Origin of the sequence: Microbacterium sp. DT81.1 (genome assembly GCF_049844955.1) — a bacterium.
GTDB lineage: Bacteria > Actinomycetota > Actinomycetes > Actinomycetales > Microbacteriaceae > Microbacterium.
This window is the reverse complement of sequence record NZ_JBNCMA010000002.1, coordinates 198890-220717: the sequence shown is the minus strand read 5'-3', so window position 1 is coordinate 220717 and position 21828 is coordinate 198890. Positions and strand designations below refer to the sequence as shown.

23 protein-coding genes are annotated in these 21828 nt (G+C 69.0%); 10 read left to right on the top strand and 13 right to left on the bottom strand.

Annotation, left to right across the window (positions count from 1 at the left end; all coding sequences use genetic code 11):
* Positions 1 to 9: 9 nt before the first annotated feature.
* From ACLQ2Q_RS06180 to ACLQ2Q_RS06165, 4 genes are all read left to right on the top strand, one after another.
* Positions 10 to 1086 (top strand): DNA polymerase IV, encoded by a 1077-nt coding sequence (locus tag ACLQ2Q_RS06180; RefSeq protein ID WP_425819064.1) that lies wholly within the window; start codon positions 10 to 12, stop codon positions 1084 to 1086.
* A 166-nt stretch (positions 1087 to 1252) separates the two neighbouring features.
* The gene (locus ACLQ2Q_RS06175) at positions 1253 to 2005 is read left to right on the top strand and encodes a glycoside hydrolase family 3 N-terminal domain-containing protein (protein ID WP_425819062.1); all 753 of its coding nucleotides are present in this window, start codon (positions 1253 to 1255) and stop codon (positions 2003 to 2005) included.
* A 7-nt stretch (positions 2006 to 2012) separates the two neighbouring features.
* Positions 2013 to 4094: a glycoside hydrolase family 3 C-terminal domain-containing protein gene (locus ACLQ2Q_RS06170; RefSeq protein ID WP_425819060.1), complete on the top strand. Its 2082-nt coding sequence runs from the start codon at positions 2013 to 2015 to the stop codon at positions 4092 to 4094.
* Positions 4095 to 4203: 109 nt separating this feature from the next.
* The gene (locus ACLQ2Q_RS06165) at positions 4204 to 5319 is read left to right on the top strand and encodes a LacI family DNA-binding transcriptional regulator (RefSeq protein WP_425819058.1); all 1116 of its coding nucleotides are present in this window, start codon (positions 4204 to 4206) and stop codon (positions 5317 to 5319) included.
* Here the strand turns inward: ACLQ2Q_RS06165 and speB are convergent.
* Positions 5299 to 6273: an agmatinase gene (gene speB / locus ACLQ2Q_RS06160; protein ID WP_425819056.1), complete on the bottom strand. Its 975-nt coding sequence runs from the start codon at positions 6271 to 6273 to the stop codon at positions 5299 to 5301. The genes ACLQ2Q_RS06165 and speB overlap by 21 nt on opposite strands.
* 26 nt (positions 6274 to 6299) lie before the next feature.
* Positions 6300 to 7685 carry a DUF222 domain-containing protein gene (locus ACLQ2Q_RS06155; protein ID WP_425819054.1) on the bottom strand — a complete coding sequence of 462 codons (1386 nt, stop codon included), beginning with the start codon at positions 7683 to 7685 and terminating at the stop codon, positions 6300 to 6302.
* A 246-nt stretch (positions 7686 to 7931) separates the two neighbouring features.
* Here ACLQ2Q_RS06155 and ACLQ2Q_RS06150 point away from each other — a divergent pair, with 246 nt between their 5' ends.
* The gene (locus ACLQ2Q_RS06150) at positions 7932 to 8378 is read left to right on the top strand and encodes a VanZ family protein (protein WP_425819052.1); all 447 of its coding nucleotides are present in this window, start codon (positions 7932 to 7934) and stop codon (positions 8376 to 8378) included.
* A gap of 130 nt (positions 8379 to 8508) precedes the next feature.
* Here ACLQ2Q_RS06150 and ACLQ2Q_RS06145 read toward each other — a convergent pair whose 3' ends face one another.
* Positions 8509 to 9618, bottom strand: coding sequence for an ATP-binding protein (locus tag ACLQ2Q_RS06145; RefSeq protein WP_425819050.1), 1110 nt, complete (start codon positions 9616 to 9618; stop codon positions 8509 to 8511).
* Positions 9605 to 10294, bottom strand: coding sequence for a response regulator transcription factor (locus ACLQ2Q_RS06140; RefSeq protein ID WP_425819048.1), 690 nt, complete (start codon positions 10292 to 10294; stop codon positions 9605 to 9607). The genes ACLQ2Q_RS06145 and ACLQ2Q_RS06140 overlap by 14 nt, the downstream gene beginning before the upstream one ends.
* Positions 10295 to 10380: 86 nt before the next feature.
* On the opposite strand from ACLQ2Q_RS06140, the gene ACLQ2Q_RS06135 reads away from it, so the two are divergent.
* A complete protein-coding gene (locus ACLQ2Q_RS06135) occupies positions 10381 to 10968 on the top strand; it encodes a M15 family metallopeptidase (protein ID WP_425819046.1) in 588 nt (195 codons plus the stop codon).
* Positions 10969 to 10998: 30 nt separating this feature from the next.
* Here ACLQ2Q_RS06135 and ACLQ2Q_RS06130 read toward each other — a convergent pair whose 3' ends face one another.
* Positions 10999 to 11559: a hypothetical protein gene (locus ACLQ2Q_RS06130; RefSeq protein WP_425819044.1), complete on the bottom strand. Its 561-nt coding sequence runs from the start codon at positions 11557 to 11559 to the stop codon at positions 10999 to 11001.
* 54 nt (positions 11560 to 11613) lie between these two features.
* Here ACLQ2Q_RS06130 and ACLQ2Q_RS06125 point away from each other — a divergent pair, with 54 nt between their 5' ends.
* The gene (locus ACLQ2Q_RS06125) at positions 11614 to 12327 is read left to right on the top strand and encodes an SDR family oxidoreductase (protein WP_425819042.1); all 714 of its coding nucleotides are present in this window, start codon (positions 11614 to 11616) and stop codon (positions 12325 to 12327) included.
* 50 nt (positions 12328 to 12377) lie between these two features.
* Here the strand turns inward: ACLQ2Q_RS06125 and ACLQ2Q_RS06120 are convergent, their stop codons facing one another.
* The 4 genes from ACLQ2Q_RS06120 to ACLQ2Q_RS06105 form a co-directional block, all read right to left on the bottom strand.
* On the bottom strand, positions 12378 to 12605 hold the full coding sequence (locus ACLQ2Q_RS06120) for a phage baseplate assembly protein V (RefSeq protein WP_425819040.1): 228 nt from the start codon (positions 12603 to 12605) through the stop codon (positions 12378 to 12380).
* A 34-nt stretch (positions 12606 to 12639) separates the two neighbouring features.
* Positions 12640 to 13581 carry an aldo/keto reductase gene (locus ACLQ2Q_RS06115; RefSeq protein ID WP_425819038.1) on the bottom strand — a complete coding sequence of 314 codons (942 nt, stop codon included), beginning with the start codon at positions 13579 to 13581 and terminating at the stop codon, positions 12640 to 12642.
* A 38-nt stretch (positions 13582 to 13619) separates the two neighbouring features.
* On the bottom strand, positions 13620 to 14591 hold the full coding sequence (locus tag ACLQ2Q_RS06110) for a squalene cyclase (protein ID WP_425819036.1): 972 nt from the start codon (positions 14589 to 14591) through the stop codon (positions 13620 to 13622).
* 73 nt (positions 14592 to 14664) lie between these two features.
* A complete protein-coding gene (locus ACLQ2Q_RS06105) occupies positions 14665 to 15204 on the bottom strand; it encodes a YaeQ family protein (RefSeq protein WP_425819034.1) in 540 nt (179 codons plus the stop codon).
* A 146-nt stretch (positions 15205 to 15350) separates the two neighbouring features.
* Between ACLQ2Q_RS06105 and ACLQ2Q_RS06100 the strand changes: the two genes are divergently transcribed.
* Positions 15351 to 15776, top strand: coding sequence for an ester cyclase (locus tag ACLQ2Q_RS06100; protein WP_425819032.1), 426 nt, complete (start codon positions 15351 to 15353; stop codon positions 15774 to 15776).
* 23 nt (positions 15777 to 15799) lie between these two features.
* Here the strand turns inward: ACLQ2Q_RS06100 and ACLQ2Q_RS06095 are convergent, their stop codons facing one another.
* Both ACLQ2Q_RS06095 and ACLQ2Q_RS06090 read right to left on the bottom strand, forming a co-directional pair.
* On the bottom strand, positions 15800 to 15928 hold the full coding sequence (locus ACLQ2Q_RS06095) for a hypothetical protein (RefSeq protein ID WP_425819030.1): 129 nt from the start codon (positions 15926 to 15928) through the stop codon (positions 15800 to 15802).
* Between the two features lie 25 nt (positions 15929 to 15953).
* Positions 15954 to 16937, bottom strand: coding sequence for an NADP-dependent oxidoreductase (locus ACLQ2Q_RS06090; protein ID WP_425819028.1), 984 nt, complete (start codon positions 16935 to 16937; stop codon positions 15954 to 15956).
* 259 nt (positions 16938 to 17196) lie between these two features.
* On the opposite strand from ACLQ2Q_RS06090, the gene ACLQ2Q_RS06085 reads away from it, so the two are divergent.
* Entirely contained in the window at positions 17197 to 17472 is a 276-nt protein-coding gene (locus ACLQ2Q_RS06085; RefSeq protein WP_425819026.1) for a hypothetical protein, read from the top strand.
* Between the two features lie 248 nt (positions 17473 to 17720).
* Complete coding sequence (locus ACLQ2Q_RS06080; protein ID WP_425819024.1) at positions 17721 to 18179, top strand: hypothetical protein; 459 nt, start codon at positions 17721 to 17723, stop codon at positions 18177 to 18179.
* Positions 18180 to 18252: 73 nt separating this feature from the next.
* Here the strand turns inward: ACLQ2Q_RS06080 and ACLQ2Q_RS06075 are convergent, their stop codons facing one another.
* Complete coding sequence (locus tag ACLQ2Q_RS06075; protein ID WP_425819022.1) at positions 18253 to 18630, bottom strand: bleomycin resistance protein; 378 nt, start codon at positions 18628 to 18630, stop codon at positions 18253 to 18255.
* Positions 18631 to 18813: 183 nt separating this feature from the next.
* Positions 18814 to 21558: a glycoside hydrolase family 3 C-terminal domain-containing protein gene (locus tag ACLQ2Q_RS06070; protein WP_425819020.1), complete on the bottom strand. Its 2745-nt coding sequence runs from the start codon at positions 21556 to 21558 to the stop codon at positions 18814 to 18816.
* Between the last annotated feature and the right edge of the window lie 270 nt (positions 21559 to 21828).

The following is a 21828-nucleotide window of genomic DNA, read 5'->3' as shown; positions in this document are numbered from 1 at the left end:
ACTAGCCCCATGAGCGCGGACCGCCGTCGATGGGTGCTGCACGTCGACCTCGACCAGTTCATCGCCGCGGTCGAGGTGCTGCGACGGCCGGAGCTCGCCGGCAAGCCGGTGATCGTCGGCGGCCGGGGGGATCCCACCGAGCGCGCGGTCGTGTCGACGGCGTCCTACGAGGCGCGCGAGTTCGGCGTCGGCTCCGGGATGCCGCTGCGCATCGCGGCGCGCAAGGTCCCGGATGCCGTGATCCTGCCCGTCGATGCCGAGGCCTACACCGTGGCATCCGAGCAGGTCATGTCGGCGCTGAGGGCGCAGCCGGGCGCCACCGTGCAGGTGCTCGGCTGGGACGAGGCCTTTCTCGGCATTGAGACCGACGATCCCGAGGCGTATGCCCGTTCCGTGCAGGCGGCGGTGCTGGAGCGCACCGCGCTGCACTGCAGCGTCGGCATCGGCGACACCCTGGTGCGGGCCAAGGTGGCGACCGGGTTCGGCAAGCCGCGCGGAGTCTTCCGGCTGACCGCGGAGAACTGGCTGGACGTGATGGGCGCACGCCCCACGATCGACCTGTGGGGAGTCGGCTCCAAGATCTCCAAGCGCCTGGCCGGTCTCGGCATCCGCACCGTGGCAGAGTTGGCGGCCGTCGAGGACGAAGACCTCGTGGCCGAGTTCGGTCCGCGGATGGGACCCTGGTACGCGCAGCTCGGACGTGGCGAGGGTGCGACGGTGGTGGATGACACCCCGTGGGTGGCCCGGGGGCACAGCCGGGAGACGACCTACCAGCAGAACCTCGTGGAGCGGGTTGCTGTCGAGGCGGCCGCCCTCGAGCTGCTCGCGCAGGTGCTCGAGGACGTGGCGGCGGACGGTCGGCCGGTCGTCGGGCTGGGGCTCAAGGTGCGCTACGCGCCGTTCATCACCAAGACGTTCACCAAGAAGATCGCCTCGACGTTCGACCGGGAGACTGTGCTCGCGAAGACGATGGAGCTGGTCGAGAAGATCGAGGACCGACCGATCCGGCTGCTCGGCGTGCGGGCCGAGATGGCGATGCCCGACGACGCCCGGCAGGGGCACACGCCGACCCGCGGCGGGTGGTGACGCCGGCGACGGTCGGCTGCCGGCTCGAGAGCCCTTTCCTGGCCGGCTTCCCTGCACCTATTAAAACGTTGCAATTTTTCCTTGACCTTGTGCTCGGCCCGGGCTTAGCCTGCCAAAACCGACCGGCCGCGCCGCGGCCCGCGAGCCTCAAAGGAGAGGGAACCCAATGGCGAGCACGAGTCCCCGTCACGCCCCGCAACGCAATACCCGGTGGATCGGGGTGGCGTCGATCACGGTCGCCCTCCTCGCCTCCACCCTCGCCGTCCAGCCGGCTTCGGCCGCGGAGACCGACTGCGCGACCGTCCCCTGGATGGACGCATCCGCCACACCCGAAGCGCGCGCGGAGGCGCTTCTGAAGGCGAGCACACAGCACCAGAAGTACCGCTGGCTCGTCGAGCAGCCCGCCGTCTCGCCGGAGCGCACGGAGTGGAACCCCGGCTTTCCGGGCGAGGACCCCGTGACCTATCCCGTCCAGGTGTCCTGCACGCCCACCATCGTCTACACCGACGGCCCGGAGGCCGTACGAGCCGCTGGCGTCACGGACTTTCCTGCGCAGATCGCACTCGCCTCGACGTGGGACCTCGATCTGGCGTACGACAAGGGCGTGGCCCAAGCGGAGGAAGCCTTCGCGAAGGGACGCAACGTCATCCTGGCGCCCGGACTCGCAAACGGCCGCACGCCGCTCGCGGGCCGCACCCCGGAGTACTTCGGTGAGGACGCGATCCTGAACGGTCTTTTCGCGGCGTCGCACGCGGAGGGCATCGAGGCTGACGGCAAGGTCATCTCCGACCTGAAGCACTTCACCGCGAACGAGCAGGAGCTCGACCGTCAGACCAGCTCGTCGAACATGGACGAGCGCACGCTGCGCGAGGTCTACGCGCTGCCGTACGAGATCGCGGTGGATCGGGGGAGCCCCTAAGAGCGTGATGTGCGCGTTCAATCAGGTGAACGGCGTGTACATCTGCGAGAGCCCGCTCATGCAGGATGTGCTGAAGGACGATTACGGCTTCGACGGCTTCATCATGTCGGACTTCGGTTCGGTGCACTCCACCGGCGCTTCATTGATGAACGGACTCGATCAGGAGCTCAACCGCCCCAAGTGGTTCACGCCCGCCCGGCTGGATGCGGCGCTGGCGGCCGGTGAGATCACGCAGGAGCGCATCGACGAAGCGGCGTTCCGCGTCATCCGGTCCTACATCCGCGGTGGCCTCTTCGACAACCCGCTCCCGGCCGAGCCCGCCGAGGAGGCGTCGACGCCGGCGAACGAAGCGGTCGCTCGGCAGATCGCCGAGCAGGGCAGTGTTCTCCTGAAGAACGAGGGCACCCTGCCCCTCACCCCCTCTGAGGGGCAGACGATCGCGCTCTTCGGGCCGACCGCCTCGAGCACGCCGACTGACCTCGGCGGGGTGCCGACGAGCGCCGTCTCGGTGTGCAGCCTCACCCTGCGCTTCCGCCCGGATCAGCCGCCACGCAACACGCTTCCGTGCGAGGACGTCGTCTCCGCCGAGACCGCGCTGACCGAGCGTGCGGCCCAGGCCGGCGCAACGGTGACGTGGAACAACGGTCAGGACGTCGCGGCGGCTGCGGCTCAGGCTGCCGCCGCCGATGTCGCCGTGGTCTTCGGCTATCAGCGGATGGGAGAGTTCAGCGACCTGACCGACCTGAGGCTGCAGGGCAACGGTGATGCGCTGATCTCGGCGATCGAGCAGGTCAACCCGAACACGGTCGTCGTGCTGCAGACCGGCAGTGCCGTGGAGATGCCCTGGCTGGACGGCGTTCAGGCGGTGCTGGAGAACTGGTACGGAGGCGAACAGCAGGGCCCGGCGATCGCGTCGCTGCTGTTCGGCGACGTCGCGCCGGCGGGAAAGCTGCCGATGACCTTCCCGGCGTCGCTCGCAGACACTCCGACCAACACCCCGGAGCAGTACCCCGGCGTGTTCGCCGATGGGTCGACGACGCGCCCCGAAGGGTCGACCGAGATCCGTCAGGTGAACTACACCGAGGGTCTGCAGGTCGGGTACAAATGGTACGAGGGGCAGGGCATCGAGCCGCTGTTCGCGTTCGGCCACGGCCTGTCGTACACGCAGTTCGAGTACTCGCAGCTCAAGGTGAAGGCGACCGCGGACAAAGCTGCGGCATCCGGGACGGCGACCGTCAGCTTCACGGTCGAGAACACCGGTGAGGTCGCCGGTACCGAGATCCCGCAGGTCTACCTGACGTTCCCGGAGGCCGCCGTCGAGCCCGGCAAACGGCTGATCGGGTTCGATCGCATCGAACTCGCTCCCGGAGAGAACCGCACGGTCGAGATCGTCGTGGACTCGGAAGACAGCAGCCACCCCCTCTCGATCTGGGATGCCGACGCCGACGAGTGGAGGATCGTCGATGGCGAGTACACCGTCTGGGCCGGTTCCTCGTCGGGTGATCTGCCGCTCTCGAAGACGGTCGAGATCGATGCGAACGGCCCCGTCGCGACGACGGCGCCGAGCATCCAGGGAGACGTGGCACTCGGCAAGAAGCTGACCGCCGACCCGGGCGTCTGGAGCGAGGACGGTCTCGCCTTCTCGTACCAGTGGCTGCGCGACGGCGAGCCGATCCAGGGTGCGGAGAAGGCGGCCTACCGGGTGACCCCCGCCGACCAGGGCACGTCGCTCAGCGTCACCGTCACCGCGAAGCCGAAGTCAGGGCCTTCCGGCGCAGCGACCAGCGCGGCAGTCTTCGTGAAGACCTCTGCCGTCATCGTGGCTGTGCCGAACAGGCTCGTGGGAACCACCACGACCGAGTTCACCCTGTCCGTTCGGGTCACCCCCCTCGCGAACGGCGTGACCCCGGAAGGCGATGTCACGGCTGTGGTCGACGGCAAGTCCTTCACCGGCACTCTCGCCGGCGGAAAGGCCACCATCCCGATCGGCACGTTCGAGCGCGGCATCCACCCGATCACGTTGTCGTATGCCGGGAGCGACACCGTCCATCCGGCCTACGGGGTCTCGCTGATCACAGTCAGACGCTGAGGAGGCGGAAGACACCCGCGAAGGAGGGGGTGGTGGGCCGCGTGCCCGCCACCCCCTCCTGGCGCGCCGTCGTGAGCCCGATCAGGTGCCGTAGAACTACCATCCCCCTATGACTCGCCTTCCCCCGACTCGCCTTCCCGCGGTGCGCGCGGCCGATCACGACGCACCGCCCACGGTGCACGACGTGGCCCGCGTCGCAGGGGTATCGCTGAGCACCGTGTCGAACGTGCTGAACCATCCGCAGCGGGTGAAGGTCGCGACGCGGCAGCGCGTGGAGTCGGCCGTCGCCGAACTCGGGTTCGTGCGCAACCAGAACGCCCGCGCGCTCGTGGTGGGCGCCACCCACACCATCGGTCTCGTGGTGTTCGATCTTCGCAACTCGCTGTTCGTGGATATCGCGAGCGGCGCCCAGCGGGCGGCGCGGGCGCGGCGGTACAGCCTGCAGCTCGGCAGCAGCGAGAGCGACGTCGAGCAGGAAGCGGAGCACCTCGCGTTCTTCGACAGCTCGCGCGTCTCAGGGGTGCTGCTCGCGCCGATGTACGAGGCCGCGGAGAGCGTCGAGCGGCTCCGCCGCCACGGTCATCCGGTCGTCATCGTCAACCACGAGCCCTCGCGCACCGATGCGTGCTGTGTGCTCGTGGACAACCGCGAGGCGGGCCGCATCGCCGCCGGCCATCTCATCAACCGCGGCGCACGTCGGATCGCCGTGGTCGTCGGGCGCCGGGACTACCAGCCGGTCTCCCACCGGCTCGAGGGGGTGGCGCGCGCGGCCGCGGAGGCCGCGGAGGCGGTGGAGGCCGCGGAGGCGGTACAGGTGATGGAGCTCGACATCGAGGGTCTGGAGGTCGGAGCCGGCATCATCGCCGCCGACCGGATCGCCGACCTCGGGTCGGAGGATCGGCCGGATGCGGTGCTCGCAGTCACCGATCTGCTCGCGATGGCGATCATCAACCGGCTCACCGCGCTCGGCATCCGTGTGCCGCAGGACATGCTCGTCATGGGCTGTGACCACAACACCGCGGCGTGGGGCGGCGCCATCCCGCTTTCGTCGGTCTCGCTGAGCGGCGAGACGCTGGGTGAGCACGCGATCGAGCTGCTTGTGGAGGAGATCGAGAAGCCCGGTGACCACGTGCACCGGACCATCACGGTGGCCCCGACCCTGATGGCTCGCGAGAGCACTCTGGGGCGGGCGATTGCCGGGCCCTCAGCGAGCGAGTCCTCCTGATGCGGCCGCGCCGGTGGCCATCAGGGCGATGATCTCCCACGCCGTGTGCGCCGCCGCGAGGCCCGTCACGCCGGCGTGATCGTACGCCGGCGCGACCTCGACGACGTCGGCGCCGACCACGTCGAGCCCGACCAGCCCGCGGATGGCGCCGAAGAGTTCGCGGCTCGTGAGGCCGGCGGGTTCCGGCGTACCGGTGCCGGGGGCGAACGCGGGATCGAGCACGTCGATGTCGACGGAGAGGTAGACGGGACCGGCGCCGACACGGTCGCGGATGCGGGAGAGGACGTCGGCGATCGACTGCGCTTGAAAGTCGTCCGCCCGGATGACCTGGAAGCCGAGGACCCCGTCGGCCTCCAGCTCGCCTTTGTCGTAGACGCCGCCTCTCAGCCCGACGTGGACGCAGCGGGTGCTATCCAGCAGCCCCTCCTCTGCGGCGCGCCGGAAGGGTGAGCCGTGCCACAGGCTGGCTCCCATATGGGTGTCCCAGGTGTCGAGGTGCGCGTCGAAGTGGATGACGGCGACAGGCCCGTTCCTCTTCGCGACGGCGCGAAGCAGCGGAAGAGCGATGGTGTGGTCGCCGCCGAGCACGACCAGTCGGGTCCCTCGCTCGTTGTATTCGGAGGCGGCGAACTCGATGGAGGACACCGCCGCCGCGATGTCGTAGGGGGTCACCCCGAGGTCGCCGGCATCCGCCACCTGCTGCACCGCGAACGGATGCACGTCGTGGGTCTGGTGATAGGGATGCAGCTGCCTCGAGCACTCGCGGATGTGCGCCGGGCCGAACCGCGCGCCTGGGCGGTAGCTGGTGCCCGCGTCGAACGGAATTCCGAGCACCGCCACGTCTGCGTGCGGCACATCCTCGATCCGAGGAAGAAGGGCGAAGGTCGCGATCCCCGCGTAGCGGGGGTGACCGGGGATGTCGCGCTGGCCCATCGGCCCGTCGCTGTTGCTCATGCGCTGAGGTTAGCGACTCGGGGTGTTCAGAACGGGGCATCGTCGTCGGGTTGGGCGCGGAAGACGGGTACGCGGCGTTCCGGTTGGACGATGTAGCGGCGTCCTGTCGGGGATACCCATTGGATGGCGCCGCCGCTGCCCTCGATCTGGGTGACGCTCCATCCGCCGTGATGTTTCACGATGTGGTGCCCTTTGCAAAGCGGAGCGTGATTGTCGAGCGTGGTCGTGCCTCCGTCCTGCCAGGCGATGGTGTGGTCGATCTCGCAGCGGGAGGCGGGGACTGCGCATCCGGGTGCCATGCAGCTGTCCGCCCGCCAACGGACCAGCCTTCGCAGCCCGGGCGGTGGCCGATACTGCTCCCGCCCGACGGAGAGCACCATGCCGGACTCCGGATGGGTCAGGATCCGCATCCACCCCTCGGCGCTCCCGCACAGCTCCCGGGCACGGGAGAGTGGGATCGGCCCTATTCCCTCCACGGTCGGCGGATCCCCGCGCCCGCCGATTGTGCGGGTTGTGCCGGTTGCGCCGCCCGCGGCCGGTGTCCCCGGTTTGTCGTTCTCGAGCAGGGCGAGGACGGGGATGGTGACGGCAACGGTGGCGCGGATGCCGCGCGCCTCGGGCGGATGCGCCACGGTCTCCCCCTCGATCAGGAGGTCGGCGAATACGTCGGCGCGCAGCTGGTCCAGGGTGCGGGTCTCCTCGTCCCTGCCGCCGAGAACCTTGGCGATCGTCGTCACCCGACCCATCGCCGCGTGCGCCTCCACCGCAGGGATCAGAGCCGAGAACCAGGCCATCCCGTCCTCTGCCGGTTCCACGATCACCCGGCGCCGTTGCAGAGCCGCCGTGTTCCGTTCTTCCAATGTCGCTGCGCGCACGCTCTCCACCAGCGTCCGCAGCTTCCGGCGAAACGTGCCCACCGGTTGCGACTCTGCCAGCACGATCCCAGGCCCCACGATCCGGTCCCGGAACTCCGGCTCCACCGAATCCAGCGCGTCCACCAGCAGCTGTGCGTGACGCTCGGTCATCCCCGCGACCGCGAACGAATCCAGCACCGCCGGATACCGGTGCACCAACGCCTCTCCAAGAGAGAGGAGCCCGTCGGCGGCATGCTCGGTGATCCGCAACGCCGCCGCGATCTCCAGCCGCACCGAACGCTCCACCACCTCCACCAGACCCCGCCCATGCCGCGCCGCGTCCGCCAGCGCCTCGCGCCGCGCCAGATCGATCCCGATCAGCCGCTGCGCCGCGTGCATCGTGATCATGTCCGCGATCTCCACCACATGATCCAAGGTGTCCGGGGCGTTCAACGCCGCCGCCGCCCGTGCAGCCACTACCGACTCATCTTCCGACGCGCCCCCCAGCTCGGCGTCGTTGCCGGCCGCGTCTGGGGTCATCTCGGGCTCAAAGAACATGCTCGAAGTCTAGAACGTAGGTACGACACTCAGACGAGGGCGGTGGGGTGATGTGGATAACTGAGGCCCGACACGCGAGGGGGAGGAACGAAGCGGGAAAGAAGGAAACGAACGCTGACGAGCGTCCACGCGTGACCCGAATCGGAGAAGCCCGGAGACGCGCACATATCAATACGCTCCTGCAACATCCGTCCTGTTGAACTGGTCGAACGAAACCGGCGCTTCCCGCCGGCGAAAGGCGGACCCATGTCGCAGAGCTCCCCCGTGAACGGCCACCGGAGCGGCCGGCTCCTGGCCGCGGTCGTCGCCGTCGCGGCCGTCGCCACGCTCACGCTCGGTCCCCGCGCTCTCGTCGCGCCAGCGCGCGATGCTTTCATGCGATCGATGGATGTCGTTCCCGCCCCGCTGCTGGCCTGGATCTCGACCGCGGACGCCGAACGGCTGCTGAACACGGTGATGTTCGTCCCGCTAGGCGCGACGATCGCACTGCTGCTGCACCGTCGGCTATGGCCTCTCGCGATCCTCGCGGGCTTCGCGATGTCGGCCGCGGTCGAATACGCGCAGGCAACGATTCCGGGCCGGGTCCCCGACTCCGCCGACGTGTTCTGGAACACCGCGGGCGCCGCGATCGGGGTCGTCATCGTGACCAGCATCCGCCTCGTGAACCGCCGGCTTCGCCGCGTCAGGCGCTAAGGGGTGGCAACCCAGCAGCGTGACGGGCATCCGCCTGGTGACCCGCTGGCTTCGCCAGGACAGGACCCGAGGGATGCACAGACCGGCAGCGTGACCGGCATCCGCCTCGTGACCCGGCGGCTTCGCCGCGTCAGGCGCTGAGGGAGGCCTCGACCGGCAGCGTGACGCGCACCTGAAGTCCGCCTTCCGCGCGCGCCGAGACGTCGAGCGTGCCGCCATGCGTCCGCACGATCGACGCCACGACCGCCAGCCCGAGCCCGGCGCCGGCATGACCCGTCCGCACGCGCCCCGCACCGCGCACGAAGGGCTCGACGAGGGTCGCCACGACCGAGGGATCGATCACCGGCCCGGTGTTGCTCACGGTGAGCACCGCACCGGAGGGACCCCGGCTCGTCGTGACCGACACCGCGCCGCCGCGCACGTTGTGCACCACCGCGTTCTGCAGGAGATTCGCCGCGAGGCGGTGCAGAAGCGTCGGATGGCCCCACATCGGCGCGGGATCGAGCGCGGCATCGATCCGGATGCCGGAGGCCTCGGCATCCGCCTGCACCTCGGCGATAGCCTCGGCGACGACCGCCGCGAGGTCCACCCGCTCCTTCTCGAGCCCGGCATCGCGGCCCGCGCGCGCCAGGGCGAGCAGCGCCTCGGTGGTGGCGATGGCGCGGTCGTTCGTAGCCGCGATCCGCTCGAGGAGCGTGTCGACGTCGCGCCCTTCCCGATCCGCCTGCGCGACCTCGACCATGGTGCGGATGATCGCGTGGGGTGTTCGCAGCTCATGCGAGGCGTTCGCCGCGAAACGGCGCTCCTCGTCGAGCGTGTGCTGCATCCTGGCGAGCATCGCATCGAACGCATCGGCGAGATCGGTGAGCTCGTCGCGGCGTCCCGGAAGCGAGACCCGGTGATTGAGCGACCCGGCTGCGACCCGGCGGGCCACATCGGTGATGCGGTCGAGGGGTCGCAGCACGAACCCGGCGAGCACCCATCCACCGACGAGCCCGAAGATCACGAGGAGAACGAGCGCCCACGAGGCGTAGCGGACGAACACTTCGATGAGGTTTGTGCGGTTGGGGGCGAAGCCCCCGCCCACGACCTGCACGTTGCCCTCAGGAACGAATCGCAGCAGCAGGAAGCCGACGACGAACAGGGCCGCGCCGGCGACCACGAGGAAGCCGGCGTAGCTCAGTGCGAGCTTGACCCGCACCGAGAGCCCGGCCGGGCGACCCGCCTCAGACGGAGTCATGGGACTCGGCATCCGCCACCCCGCTGATGCGGTAGCCGACCCCCGCCACCGTCTCGATCACCCACGGTTCGCCGAGGCGCTTGCGCAGCGTCGAGATGGTGATGCGCACGGCGTTGGTGAAGGGGTCCGCGTTCTCGTCCCATGCGCGTTCGAGAAGGTCCTCGGCGCTCACGACGCCGCCGCGCGCCGCGACCAGCACCTCCAGCACGGCGAACTGCTTGCGTGTCAGCGCGACGTAGCGGCCATCCCGGTACACCTCGCGGCGGAACGGATCGAGACGAACGCCGCCGACCTCCTCGATGGGCGGCCGTCCTCGCGCCGGCCGGCGGCCCAGCGCCCGCAGGCGCAGGGTGAGCTCCCGCAGCGCGAAGGGCTTCGTAAGGTAGTCGTCGGCACCGCTCTCGAAGCCGGTCTCCTTGTCGTCGAGCCGATCCGCGGCCGTCAGCATCAGGATGCGAGGGCTCGTCGGCTCGGCCGCGAGCCGACGAGCGACCTCGTCCCCGTTCGGTCCGGGAATGTCACGGTCGAGCACGACGACGTCGTACTCGTTGACCGCGAGCTGCTCCAGGGCGGTGTCCCCGTCCCCCGCGATGTCGGCCGCGATCGCTTCGAGGCGCAGGCCGTCGCGTATGGCTTCGGCGAGGTAGAGCTCGTCCTCGACGATCAGCACGCGCATGCGCTCAGCTTAGGTGGGGGCGCATATCGCGGACGTATCCGATTCCGCTTACGCCCTCGCAACGCGCGCCCGCGTGAGATCGACGCATGTTCTCTGCATCTGTCGTCGGCAGCTCGTCCCCGGCGCGCCCGGTCGTGTTCGTGATGATCGGCGCAGCAGCGGCGGCGGTCGTCGCGGCGGTGATCCTGGCGGCCGTATCCCTCTGGAGCCCCGTTCATGCACTGTCGGCACCCTTCGCTCCGAGCGAGGCGAGCGGTCATATCGAGGATGCCGCATCGCTCGCCGACGCCGAGCTGCCGGCGATCGCCCTGCTCGACCCCGCGCTGCTCTCGGCGATGCGGGATGCCGCGACCGCGGCCGGCGCCGACGGCGTCGCATTCGAGGTGACGAGCGGCTGGCGCAGCCGGGCGTATCAGCAGTGGCTGCTCGACGACGCGATCGTGGAGTACGGGAGCGAGGAGATCGCGCGCCAGTTCGTCGCGACGCCAGATCGGTCCAGACACGTCACGGGCCACGCGATCGACATCGGCGGGCTGGATGCGCAGTCGTGGCTCATCCAGCACGGCGCGCAGTGGGGCATCTGCCAGATCTACGCGAACGAACGATGGCACTTCGAGCTCGCCACCGAGCCGGGCGGGGTGTGCCCCGACCTGCTTCCGGATGCCGGGGGCTGATCGCGGCCCGATACCGAACCCAACCGGGTGTCAGACGGGCGGATACCTGTCGCTGACCACCTGGGGCCGCAGGCCGAAGCGGGCGACGATCAAGGCGGCGCTCTCGGACGCCGTGCTCCGGTCGGTGAGGATCTCGAGGTCGACCGGAGGCTGCTCGACGTCCGCACTGCCGTGCTCGCGCAACCGGTGGAGCGTCCCGACATCGCTGAGCTTGTGGAACTCCCGGCGGTCGGCGTTCCCGATCCGCCGCTCCTGCTCCTCGTCCGTGACGGTGAGCCGCACGAAGCACACCCGGCCGCCCGCCTCCTCGACGACCTGGCGCACGCGCTCCGCGAAGCCGGCGGTGACCGTCGACTCCGGCGCGAACGTGAACGTCAGCGAGCGGCCGATGCCGGCAGCCTCCGCGAAGACCTTCAGCCAGAACTCCTCGCGGAGCCGCACGAACGGCTCGGTTCCGAAGGGGAACACCGCCGTGAGCGCGTCGACGATGAGGTGGTTGTGGAAGACCGGATACCCGACCAGCCGCTCCAGCTCGCGGGCGGTGGTCAGCTTTCCCGCGGCCGCCGCGCCATGCAGGAAGACGAGTCGCATCCGGTCATTCTGCCCGACCGCAGCGGTGTCCGCGGGCGGGTCTAGCGTTGTGCCGTGACCGATCTTGTGGTGATCGCGGGCGCCTCGAGCGAGATCGGGCGGGCGATCGCCGTGTCGTTCGCCGGGCGCGGCATGCACGTGCGTCTGTGGGGACGCGACGTCGCCCGACTGGATGCCGCGGCCTCGGCGTGCATGGACGCCGGTGCGGAATCCGCACAGCCGACCGTCGTCGACGTACGGGACGGCGCGGCGCTGCACGCCGCCGCCGACGGTGTGCTGAAAGAAGGGGGCCGCCTCACCGCCGTCGTCTGGGCGGCCGGCGTGTTCCAGTGGGGAAGGTTCGACACCGTGGACGAGTCGCTGATGAACGACGTGCTGTCCACGACATTCACCGCCGCTGCCACCACCGCGCGCCTGTTCCTTCCCGCACTCGTCGCTCACGCGCCGAGCACGTTCGTCTTCGTCGGATCCGGTGCCGGACGCCAGGCATACCCCGACAACGCCGCCTATGTCGCCGCGAAGCACGGTCTGCGCGGGCTCGCCGAGGCGCTGCACCTGGACGTGTGCGACGAGGGTGTCACGGTGTCGGTGATCAGCGCGGGGCTCGTCAACGCCGGAGCGGGGAGCCTCGCGCCGGCGGCCCGGACACACGCGTCCGCGCTCCTCCGGCCGGAGGACATCGCCCGGGCAGTCGAGTTCGTCGTGGACTCCCCGGCGAATGTGTGTCCGACCGAGATCGTGCTGCGACCGGCGACGCGCCACGCCTGACGGGCCCGCCGCCCGCGGGCGTCGTGATCGCTGGTCCGGCGCCGGTGCCGTCAGCCGAGGGTGCCGAGCACCACCGGGTAGGCCGGGTCGTCGTTCTCGAACGTGACCCACACCTCGGTACCGAGCGGCAACGGCTCCGAAGCCGGCGCGACTCCGAGCGGAAAGACCGGCAGCGCCCACGACAGCGGTTCGGTGCTGATCGCGGGCACCAGCACCTGCAATCGCCCGGAGCCCGTCGGGTCGAGGTTGCTGATGACAGTCCCACGGTGAATCGTCACGGCGCCAGAGTACCGCGAGACACGAGCGACAGCGTCAGTCGTTCAGCCAGCTGGACTTCGGAGGGGTGAGCCGGCCGAGCTCCGCCCAGAGGTCATCGGGAATCTCCTGCGCGGCCAAGGAGAGGGTCTGATCGATCCGCTCGGGTGACGAAACCCCGACGACGGTGGACGCGATCCGTTCGTCGCGCAGGGAGAACTGCAGCGCGGCAGCGGCCAGCGGCACGCCATGACGCTCGCACGCCGCCTGCATCCGCTCCGCCGCGGCGCGCGCGTCGCCTCGCTCCGCGTACGCGTACTTCGATGTCGACGCCGGACCCCTCGCGAGCAGTCCCCCACCGTACGGCGCCGCGTTGAGGACGCCGAGGCCGCGAGTGCTCGCTTCGGCGATAAGCTCCTCTGCCGAGCGGTCGAGAAGGGTGTAGCGATTGTGGGTCAGCACGACATCGAAGACCTCCGTGTCGACCAGCGGCCGCAGCACGCTCAGCGCGCCGCCGGCGACGCCGATCCAGTCGACCCGCCCCTCGGCCTTCAGCTGTCGCAGCGCCTCGACGGGGCCTCCCGGTGCCAGCGACGCCTCGACCCCGATCCGCTCGGGGTCGTGCAGATGCAGAAGGGGAACTCGCTCCACTCCGAGCCGCTCCAGGCTCTCGCGATACGACTCGCGCACCCGGGCGTCGGAGAAGTCCGAAGACCCCGGACGGGGATCGACTTTCGTCGCCAGGACGAAGCCCTCTGGAATCCCGCCCGATTCACGAAGGGCCTCGCCGATCCTCGACTCCGACTCGCCGTGCGCGCCGTAGCCGTTGGAGGTGTCGAGGAAGCGGATGGGGCTGCCCAGCGCTGCGCGCACGGTGGCGACGGCTCGAGCCTCATCGACCTCGTAGCCGTAGAGGCCCGGCATGCTGGCGAGCGGACTGGTACCGACGCACAGGGCGGTGACGCGCAGGCCGGTGCCGCCGAGTTCTCGATCTTGCATGCGTCTCATTATCCCGACCCCTCCGGCTTCCGGCCCGGTCAGGGGTGCGCGGTGTCCCACCAGTCCAGCACGCGGGTGCCGATCAGCGTCAGCCAGCGGGACGGTTCGCCCTCGGGGACGTCGACGTCGAACCACGTGCGCCCGGCGAGCGGCGTCGTCTGCAGCCATGTTCCATCGGGCTGCCGGGCTGCGCGCACGACCTCCACCGCCTCGGCGAGCCGTGGATCGGGTCGCGTGCCGTCGAACAGCGAGGCACCGCGGAAGTGGTCCAGGGCCGAGAGCGCGCTGTAGCGGTGACGGTTCGGATACACGAAGCGCGTCACGAAGTCGCCGACGAGCTCACCGGTGCTGGCCCGGTACATCAGGCGCCGGGTCAGCAGGTACTCCTCGCCGCCGTGGCGGGCCTCGCGCACGCCGGTGTCGCCGGTGATCCTCTCGTACGCGAGGAGGCCGCGGACGGCGTTCAGGGTGGAATGGAACGATGACCGCGTCGACTCACCCTCCTCGGCCTCGCAGTTCCAGCCGCCGTCGGCCAGGCGATGCGCGGGAAACCACGAGGCGAGCCGCGAGACATCGGCGCCCAGCCATGCGCCGTTCGCGAGGGTGTAGGAGTTGATGCAGACGTCGACCTCGCCACCCCAGTACGGCAGGTCGTCGTATTCCCAGCGGCTGTTCGCCGCGAGCTTCTCGGCGGTCCCCGCCAGCGCCGCCGCATCGACCCCCCAATCCCGCAGATCGTTCAGCGCCCAGGTGGTGGCGACCCACGGCTGCCCCGGTTCGTCCGCTTCCGCGCTGCCGAAGAACCCGGCCGGGAAGAATGCACCGCCCGCCCACTGGCCATCCGGATCCTGATGCGACAGCAGCCGGGCCCCGAACCCCTCGGTGGCGACGCGGGCCCGCGTGGCTTCCCAGAACTCGGGCGGAGCGCCGGCCAGGTCCCGCTCGACCTGCCAGAGGAGGGCAGGGTCGGAATCGAGCAACCAGTCGAGGACGCGGGCGTCGGTGGCCATGCATGCACGCTACCGACCGGCGCCGACAAGGCGAAGCAGACGTTGTTCTGCACGTCGAATGCGCCCGGGCTCGCTACGCGAGCATCTGGTCGTGCACCGCCGAACTGAGGGTCGTGCCGTTCATCTCGGCGTAGAGCTGGCGCTCCGTGATCGAGAGCGTGACCGTGTTGCGGCGTTCGAGGGCGGCGGCGGCAGCGTCGATGAATCCCGGATCGAAGCTGTGCAGCGCGATCGCCTGTGCGTCATAGATGGGCTTGCCGGCCCAGAGTGGGATCAACTTGGCCGGATCGCGATGCGTGTAGACGGCGGTGCGGTCGGCGAGCTTGCTGCCGTAGTGGAGGCGCGCGGCATCCGGGGCGCCCACTTCGATCCATGCCGTGACCCTGCCGGTGCGATCGCGCACGAGCACCGCGGGCTCATCCGTCGATGAGATGCCTTCGCTGAACGAGATCCCGTCCTCGAACTCGAGGCAGTAGGCCAGCACCCGCGTCACCATGAAGGCGTCGGTCTCGGAGGACTGGCGCGCGACACGAAGGGTCAGCTCCTCGTACACGCCGCGGTCCACATCGGCCAGCTGCACCGTGAAGGTGTGGATCGTTGCGCCGATGGCCATAGCGCCCGAGCCTACGCCCAGGAGGCGGCCCACCCTGGACGTGGTCCCACGGGGCGTTCCCGCTCGACAGGCAGCCGGCACGGGAGCATATTGGGTGCCGAAAAGCGGATGCACCTGAGCAGCCGCAGCGAGAGGAGGAGATGAACATGTCCATTGACTCGGCAAGGATGTCGACCGAAGCGACCAAGCGCACGATGGACTCGTACCTGGAGGCGCTCCTGAGTGGGGGCGATTTCGCCCAGCACTTATCGGACGACGTCCGGTGGATCACCATGGAATCGGGCGATCAGATCGTCGGTCGGGAAGCCGTGCGGGACTTCATCGGCTCGATGCACACCACGCTGTTCGATGCGCACCCCGAAGTCAGGAAGCTCGTCATCGGGGAGGGCGTCGTCGCCGGTGAGTTCGATTTCGTCGGTACGAACACTGGCGAATTCGAAGGCGTGGCAGCCACCGGCCAGCAGCTCCGAGTTCCGTATGTCGTGTTCTACGACGTCGCCGAAGAGTTCATCACGGAGCTGCGAGCGTATCTGCCGGCGAAGAAGATCATGGCCGTGTTCCGCGCGCCGTAGGCGGGCAGCGGGAAGGGCCGGCTTTACGCGGTATCCGGGACAGGAATCACCGCGATGCTGGTTCCGGGCGTGAGCAGGAGATAGGCGGGGCGCTCCTCGCCTTCTCCGTCGTTCACCTGCATCCACCCACCGCCGGCCGGGGCGGTGGCCACCTCCGCGATGTGACGTTCGCTCCCCCTAAGACGCTTCGTGAACGTCGCGCGCCTTGAGGGTCCGGAAGGTGGAGACCGGGTGCGTGGCGACCACCACTTTCCCCCGGGCATGGAGGCGTGCGAGGTCGGCATACGCCTCGACGATGTCGGTGAGGGGATAGACGCCCGACGCGAGCAGGGTGAAGGCTCGAACGCGCGCGAGCTCGCTCGCTCGGCGGAGCAGATCGGTGCCGGCCGCGACGGACTCGAGGTCATCGCCGAGCAGTTGCAGCTCGAGGTCCCGGCGGTCCGCACTGGAGCGGTAGCGCTGCATCGGAACACCGAGCTCGATGGCGAGATCGCGGCCGTCTTTGCCGAAGTTGTCGATCATGGCCGTGACCGGCCCACCGGCGACGCGGCGGATCCTCTCCGCGATGCCCTCTCCGTATTGGATCGGCGTGATGCCGATCTGGCGCAGGTAGTCGAAGTTGCGAACGCCGCACGTGCCGATGACCCGGGCGCCGCGGTACTTCGCCACCTGCGCCTCGATGCTGCCCACGGCACCGGCGGCGGCCGAGATGACGACGGTGTCGCCCGCGCCGATGCGGAGCTGATCGAGCGTGGCCAAGGCGGTGGCGCCGGCGAGATAGAGGCCTCCCGCGACCTCCCAGCTCACCTCTCGCGGCTTCAGGACCAGCACGCCGTGGTCGACGTTGAGGAACGTCGCGTGCGCGCCGCTGGAGACGTGCCCGATGACGGATGATCCGACCGGGAAGCGGGTGACCTCGTCTCCGCGTGCGATGACCACGCCGGCGAAGTCGCTGCCGGAGCGCCGGGGCCACTCCTCCGTCCACTCCTCCTCGCGACCGTCCCGGATGAAGCCGTCGATGTGGTTCAGCGCCGACGAGATGACTTCGACGGTGACTTCTCGTGACTGCGGCGCCGGCAGGTCCCGCTTTCGCGCCTGCAGCACACCGGCATCTCCGTAGGTGTCGTATTCGAACACGGTCGTCTGGCTGGGCATCTTCATGGCGAGACCTCGCATCGTCGCGATCGGGCGACCCTCGACCAGGATTCGCCGCTGAAGTGTTATTCGGCTTGCGGCGTGGGTTTGGATGCAGCGGCCCAGAGCGCGACCACGTAAGGGGTAGCTGTGCGGCACCTGTGCATCTGCTCAGGTAGGACAGCCGGAGAGCTCCGAAGAGTATGGTCGCTTGTTATCCCGACTCTCGAACTCTCGAGTCGCAGCGGCAGATGCTCGGGCCGGAGCGGTCCGCGAGGAGCAGCCGATGCAGGTGAGCAAGGTCCGATTCGACGGACAGACATTTCTCCTGGATCCAGGTCAGGACGTCGATGAGACCAAGCAAGCCATCGTCGCTGCCGCACGTGACGGGTCCGATTTCGTCGACTTCCGAACCGTCGGCCACGGCACCATCTCCGTGTTGGTCACTCCCAACATGCCGGTCCGCTTCGAGATCATCGAGCGCACCGAGGAGGAGCTGGAGGCCATCGAGGCCGATCCCCCGCCGATCGACCACACCCCATGGCCGGATTACGACTTCTGAGTCAGCGCCCGTGATTCAGGGCCGCTCAGTCAGGGCCCCACACTGAGAGTTCACCAGGCGTACTCCGCGGGTGCCTCCCGACGGGGGCCGGGCCAGATCGCGTCGAGCTCTGCCAGGACGGCCGGCTCGAGCCGTACACCGCATCCGCCCCGCCGGGGCCGAAAGATGCTGGCGCGCACCGGCCCACTGAATGCAGACTTGTCGCGAGTGTCCATCGACTCGGGCACCGGATGGGATGGGAGAGCGTCATGACGGATGAGCAGGGCTTCACGGGCGAGGGCCCACCGCAGCCGGCCGAGCCGAACCCCGACCTGCAGAGCCTCGCACCGCTGATCGGCACCTGGAGCGTGACGGGCGAAGCGGAGGGCACGGTCACCTACGAGTGGACCCCCGGCGGCTTCTTCCTCCTCCAGCACGTCGAGTTGGGCGGCAACCGAGGTCTCGAGATCATCGGACACGAACGCAAGTACGGCGAGGAGCCCAGCACCGACATCCGATCCCGGTACTACGGGTTCTCCGAAGGGGAGACCCTCGACTACACCTACGAGATCATAGGTGACACGCTCACCATCTGGAGCGGCGAGAGGGGCTCGCCGGCGTACTACGAAGGCACCTTCAGCGAAGACGGCAATACCCTCACCGGCGCCTGGCACTACCCCGGCGGGGGCGGGTACACGACGGTGTCGACGCGGACAGCGGGCGGCTGAACGCCGCGAGCCTGCGCAGCGGCGGAATCACGGCGCGGACGACGCCATGGGCCACTGTGGCCCACGCCGTGGACTACGCAGTCGCCGACACGGTGCCGACGCGAACGAGATTCCCGCTCCGGTCGACGAGCGCGAACTCGCGCATGCCGTACTCGGTGTCCGAAGGTGGAATCAGCCGACTGCCTGTTTCAAGGTCATCCACGACGACGTCGGACCAGGCGCGGAACAGCTCGTCGGCGTTATCGACGAACAGGTAGCACGTACCAGCCGTCGCGAGGGGATCGACGTCTTCGTCCCGGACGAAGTGAAGCTCGATCCCTCCCCGGCCGACGATCAGGTAATCCCACTCGTCCGGGGCGGCCCCGCGATTCTCGAATCCGAGGGACGCGTAGAACTCGAGCGTCTGCTCGAGGTCGCGACTGGGCAGGATGGGGACGGCGCGCTCGCTCACGGCTGCAGGCTACCCGGGCGGACCCGCCGCGGCAACGGCGTCGGAGCGCATCGTCCACGGCCGTTCTGGCGGCTTCGCGGTCCGTACGGCGAGACTCTCACGCCCCCGTGCGGGAACGTTGCCGCCCACCGATGTGTGGATCGGTGGGCGGCAACGTCTGCTTTCAGCGTCGAACCGCCGTTCCTAGCCTCGGATGAGCTCCCGCGCCTGCTGGACCAGCTCGCGGATCTCTTCTTCGGTGACGGGAATGTTGGCGTTGTCAAGGCGAGCGCGGAGGATCTCCTCGAGGTCGGCCCGCGGGTGCAGCTTCAGCCAGGCGATGACCTTCAGAAGGATGGCCCGGATCCGCTTGTCGATCCCGCTGTCCACCACCTTCACGGTGCCGACCTGCTCGACCTCAGCCGCCGAGGTCCCCAGGTAGACGGCGACATCTCCTGTCGGCACGACCCACTTGTCGGCGTCGGAGTTCCAGTACGAGAAGTCCCGCCGGTCCAGCGTGATCTTCACCTGTTCGCCGGTTCCCGCGTCGAGCTCCACCTTGGCGTAGCCGGCGAGCTTGAGCGGCGGGGAATCGACACCGGGAAGTGCGCCCAGGTACACCTGCACCACCTCGGTCCCCGTACGATCTCCGACGTTGTCCAGACGCAGCTGCACATCGACCGTGTCCTTTCCCCCGGTGGTGCGGATGGACTTGCCGACCTTGACCTGGTCGGCCGAGAAATCGGTGTAGGACAGACCGTGCCCGAAGGCGAACAGCGGTTCCACCCCCGCGGCGAGGTAGCCGCGGTAGCCGACGTTGACACCCTCCGAGAACTCGACGTCCAGGTTGTCGATTCCCGCCCACGGGTTCTCCACCCCGAGCGGCAGTTCGCTCTCGCTGCGCGGGTACGAGATCGGGAGGTGACCGGACGGATCCTCGTCACCGAACAGGATCGAGGTGAGCGCGTTGCCCTCCTCCTGTCCGCCGAAGTAGCTCTGCAGCACCGCCGGGGCCTGGTCGAGCCATGGCATGGTCACGCCTCCGCCGGTCGCGAGCACGACGACGGTGTTCGGGTTGACCGCAGTGACAGCACTGATGAGCTGGTCGGCGCTCTGAGGGAGCTTCAAGGAGACACGGTCGCGCTCCTCACCCTCGAGCGTGCGCACGTACACCACCGCGACGTCGGAACTCGCCGCCGCCTCGACCGCGAGTTGCGCGGACGGCGACAGGGCGCCTTCCGGCGTTGACCACTGCAGCAGGAACGTGCCCGGCTGAAGACCCACCAGAGGACGTGTCTGCGAGTACTCCACCCGCAGGTCGTACTCTTCGCCGGCCGTCAGCTCCAGAGGTGCCGAGCGCACGTCGCGACGACCGTTCTCGCCCGTCATATCGATGATCAACTCGTCGTTCATGTAAACGCGCGCGTCACCCCAGCCGGTGGCGCCCAGCACGTACGTGCCACTGGTCGGGGGCGCGAGCGTGCCGGTGTAGCGCACCGACTGATCCCCGCCCCCGGCGGGACCGCCGAGTGACGGCGTGGGCTCGACTTGAGACGCGTACAGGCTGGCGAAGGCCGGCCCGCCACCGAGGAACCCGACGTCGTACGCGACCTGCCGCTCTGTACGCTCCACACCGGCCGGGCCGCTCCAATCGGCAGTCGGGTAGTAGCGCGCGGTGAGACCGTTACCGTCCCCGACCTCGGGCCGAAGCACCGAAGAGGGTACGGCCGTCATATCCGCCGTCTCGATCATGTTGGCAGGGGTGACCGGGTCATTGCCAGGCTCGTAGCGCACCTCGGCGCCAGTCGCCGCACCGCGAGCGGTGAGCGCATCGACAAGGGACACGGTGTACGTCGGCTGAACGTATGCCGAGCCGGAGAGCGCCGAGGGAATGTTGGCGTCGCCACCGATCACCGCGACCGAGCCGACAGCCGGGTCCAGGGGCAGCACACCGTCCTCGTTCTGCAGCAGGGTGATCGCATCCTCCTCCACCTCGCGGGCGATCGCCCCGTGCTCCTCGACCGGAATCGCCGTGGGGGTGTAGTCGTTGTCGAAGACCCCGATGGCGAACATCGTGCGCAGGATGCGCAGCACCGACCGATCGACCAGCGACACCGGCACCTCGCCGGACTGCACCGCGGCAAGCAGTGCGCCGTCGTAGAAGGCGGCCGTGCCGGTCTCCATGTCGGTGCCGGCGACGATGGAGGGGACTGTGGAGTGGATGGCGCCGAAGTCCGTGATCACGAACCCGGTGAAGCCCAGCTGATCGCGCAGCACCGTGTCGAGCGCGTACTCGTCTTCACAGGCGTACACGCCGTTGATCTTGTTGAACGAGCACATGACCGACCCGAGGTCGGCCTCGCGAATCGCGTTCTCGTACGCGTACGTGTGCACCTCGTGAAGCGCCCGCTCGTCGATGATCGAGTTCTGGCCGAGCCCTCGGTTCACCTCCTGCGTGTAGCCGGTGTAGTGCTTCAGGTTGGCGATGACGTTCCGCTCCTGCACCGTCTGCACGAACGGCACGACCATCGAGGAATTGAGGTCCGGGTCCTCGCTCGCCGTCTCGGCCTGGCGACCCCAGAACGGGTTCCGGGTCGGGTCCGAGTTGGGTCCCAGGAGCATCTCGTGGCCCGTCTGGCGGGCCTCGTCCGCGACCACGCCCGCGTAATCACGAGCGCGGTCCGGGTCCCAGGTGGCGGCCAGCGCCTGGTTGGCCGGGAGCGCCGTCGCTGTGTCCCCTGTCCCGGGCAGCGTCCATCCGCGGGATGCGATACCCGCGGTGGCATCCGCCATTCGAAGTTCGGGGATGCCCAACCGGTCGATCGGGCCGTTGTAGAAGGCGGACGGGGCTTCGCCCTGGTCCCCCGTCATCAGCTCGACCTTCTCCTCCAGCGTCATCTCCTGCAGGACGAGCGCTGCGCGCTCATCCGGAGACAGCGCTGTGTTCATCCACGCAGGATCCTGCGCAAAGGCGGCCTGCGCCGGTAGAACGCTGATCGTGAGAGCGGCTGCCGCTACTCCGACCAGGACGCGTGCGCGGGTGCTTCCCGCGAACACGCTCGTAGATTTCTTCATTGAAGCCCAATCGATGTGGGGATGGGCCGCGGCGTTCCATCGTCGGACCGCTGCGGTGTGGAGTCCCGGGTCTATCCGAGTTCAGAAAGGCGGAGCAAGGGGTAGACGCGGAGGTGGCCGAGGTGGGATAAGCGCTCTTTCTGG

Coding starts and splice junctions, on each gene's coding strand:
- ACLQ2Q_RS06180 (WP_425819064.1), top strand. CDS start 10: ATGAGCGCGGACCGCCGTCGATGGGTGCTGCACGTCGACCTCGACCAG.
- ACLQ2Q_RS06175 (WP_425819062.1), top strand. CDS start 1,253: ATGGCGAGCACGAGTCCCCGTCACGCCCCGCAACGCAATACCCGGTGG.
- ACLQ2Q_RS06170 (WP_425819060.1), top strand. CDS start 2,013: ATGTGCGCGTTCAATCAGGTGAACGGCGTGTACATCTGCGAGAGCCCG.
- ACLQ2Q_RS06165 (WP_425819058.1), top strand. CDS start 4,204: ATGACTCGCCTTCCCCCGACTCGCCTTCCCGCGGTGCGCGCGGCCGAT.
- speB (WP_425819056.1), bottom strand. CDS start 6,273: ATGAGCAACAGCGACGGGCCGATGGGCCAGCGCGACATCCCCGGTCAC.
- ACLQ2Q_RS06155 (WP_425819054.1), bottom strand. CDS start 7,685: ATGTTCTTTGAGCCCGAGATGACCCCAGACGCGGCCGGCAACGACGCC.
- ACLQ2Q_RS06150 (WP_425819052.1), top strand. CDS start 7,932: ATGTCGCAGAGCTCCCCCGTGAACGGCCACCGGAGCGGCCGGCTCCTG.
- ACLQ2Q_RS06145 (WP_425819050.1), bottom strand. CDS start 9,618: ATGACTCCGTCTGAGGCGGGTCGCCCGGCCGGGCTCTCGGTGCGGGTC.
- ACLQ2Q_RS06140 (WP_425819048.1), bottom strand. CDS start 10,294: ATGCGCGTGCTGATCGTCGAGGACGAGCTCTACCTCGCCGAAGCCATA.
- ACLQ2Q_RS06135 (WP_425819046.1), top strand. CDS start 10,381: ATGTTCTCTGCATCTGTCGTCGGCAGCTCGTCCCCGGCGCGCCCGGTC.
- ACLQ2Q_RS06130 (WP_425819044.1), bottom strand. CDS start 11,559: ATGCGACTCGTCTTCCTGCATGGCGCGGCGGCCGCGGGAAAGCTGACC.
- ACLQ2Q_RS06115 (WP_425819038.1), bottom strand. CDS start 13,581: ATGCAAGATCGAGAACTCGGCGGCACCGGCCTGCGCGTCACCGCCCTG.
- ACLQ2Q_RS06110 (WP_425819036.1), bottom strand. CDS start 14,591: ATGGCCACCGACGCCCGCGTCCTCGACTGGTTGCTCGATTCCGACCCT.
- ACLQ2Q_RS06105 (WP_425819034.1), bottom strand. CDS start 15,204: ATGGCCATCGGCGCAACGATCCACACCTTCACGGTGCAGCTGGCCGAT.
- ACLQ2Q_RS06100 (WP_425819032.1), top strand. CDS start 15,351: ATGTCCATTGACTCGGCAAGGATGTCGACCGAAGCGACCAAGCGCACG.
- ACLQ2Q_RS06090 (WP_425819028.1), bottom strand. CDS start 16,937: ATGAAGATGCCCAGCCAGACGACCGTGTTCGAATACGACACCTACGGA.
- ACLQ2Q_RS06085 (WP_425819026.1), top strand. CDS start 17,197: ATGCAGGTGAGCAAGGTCCGATTCGACGGACAGACATTTCTCCTGGAT.
- ACLQ2Q_RS06080 (WP_425819024.1), top strand. CDS start 17,721: ATGACGGATGAGCAGGGCTTCACGGGCGAGGGCCCACCGCAGCCGGCC.
- ACLQ2Q_RS06070 (WP_425819020.1), bottom strand. CDS start 21,558: ATGAACACAGCGCTGTCTCCGGATGAGCGCGCAGCGCTCGTCCTGCAG.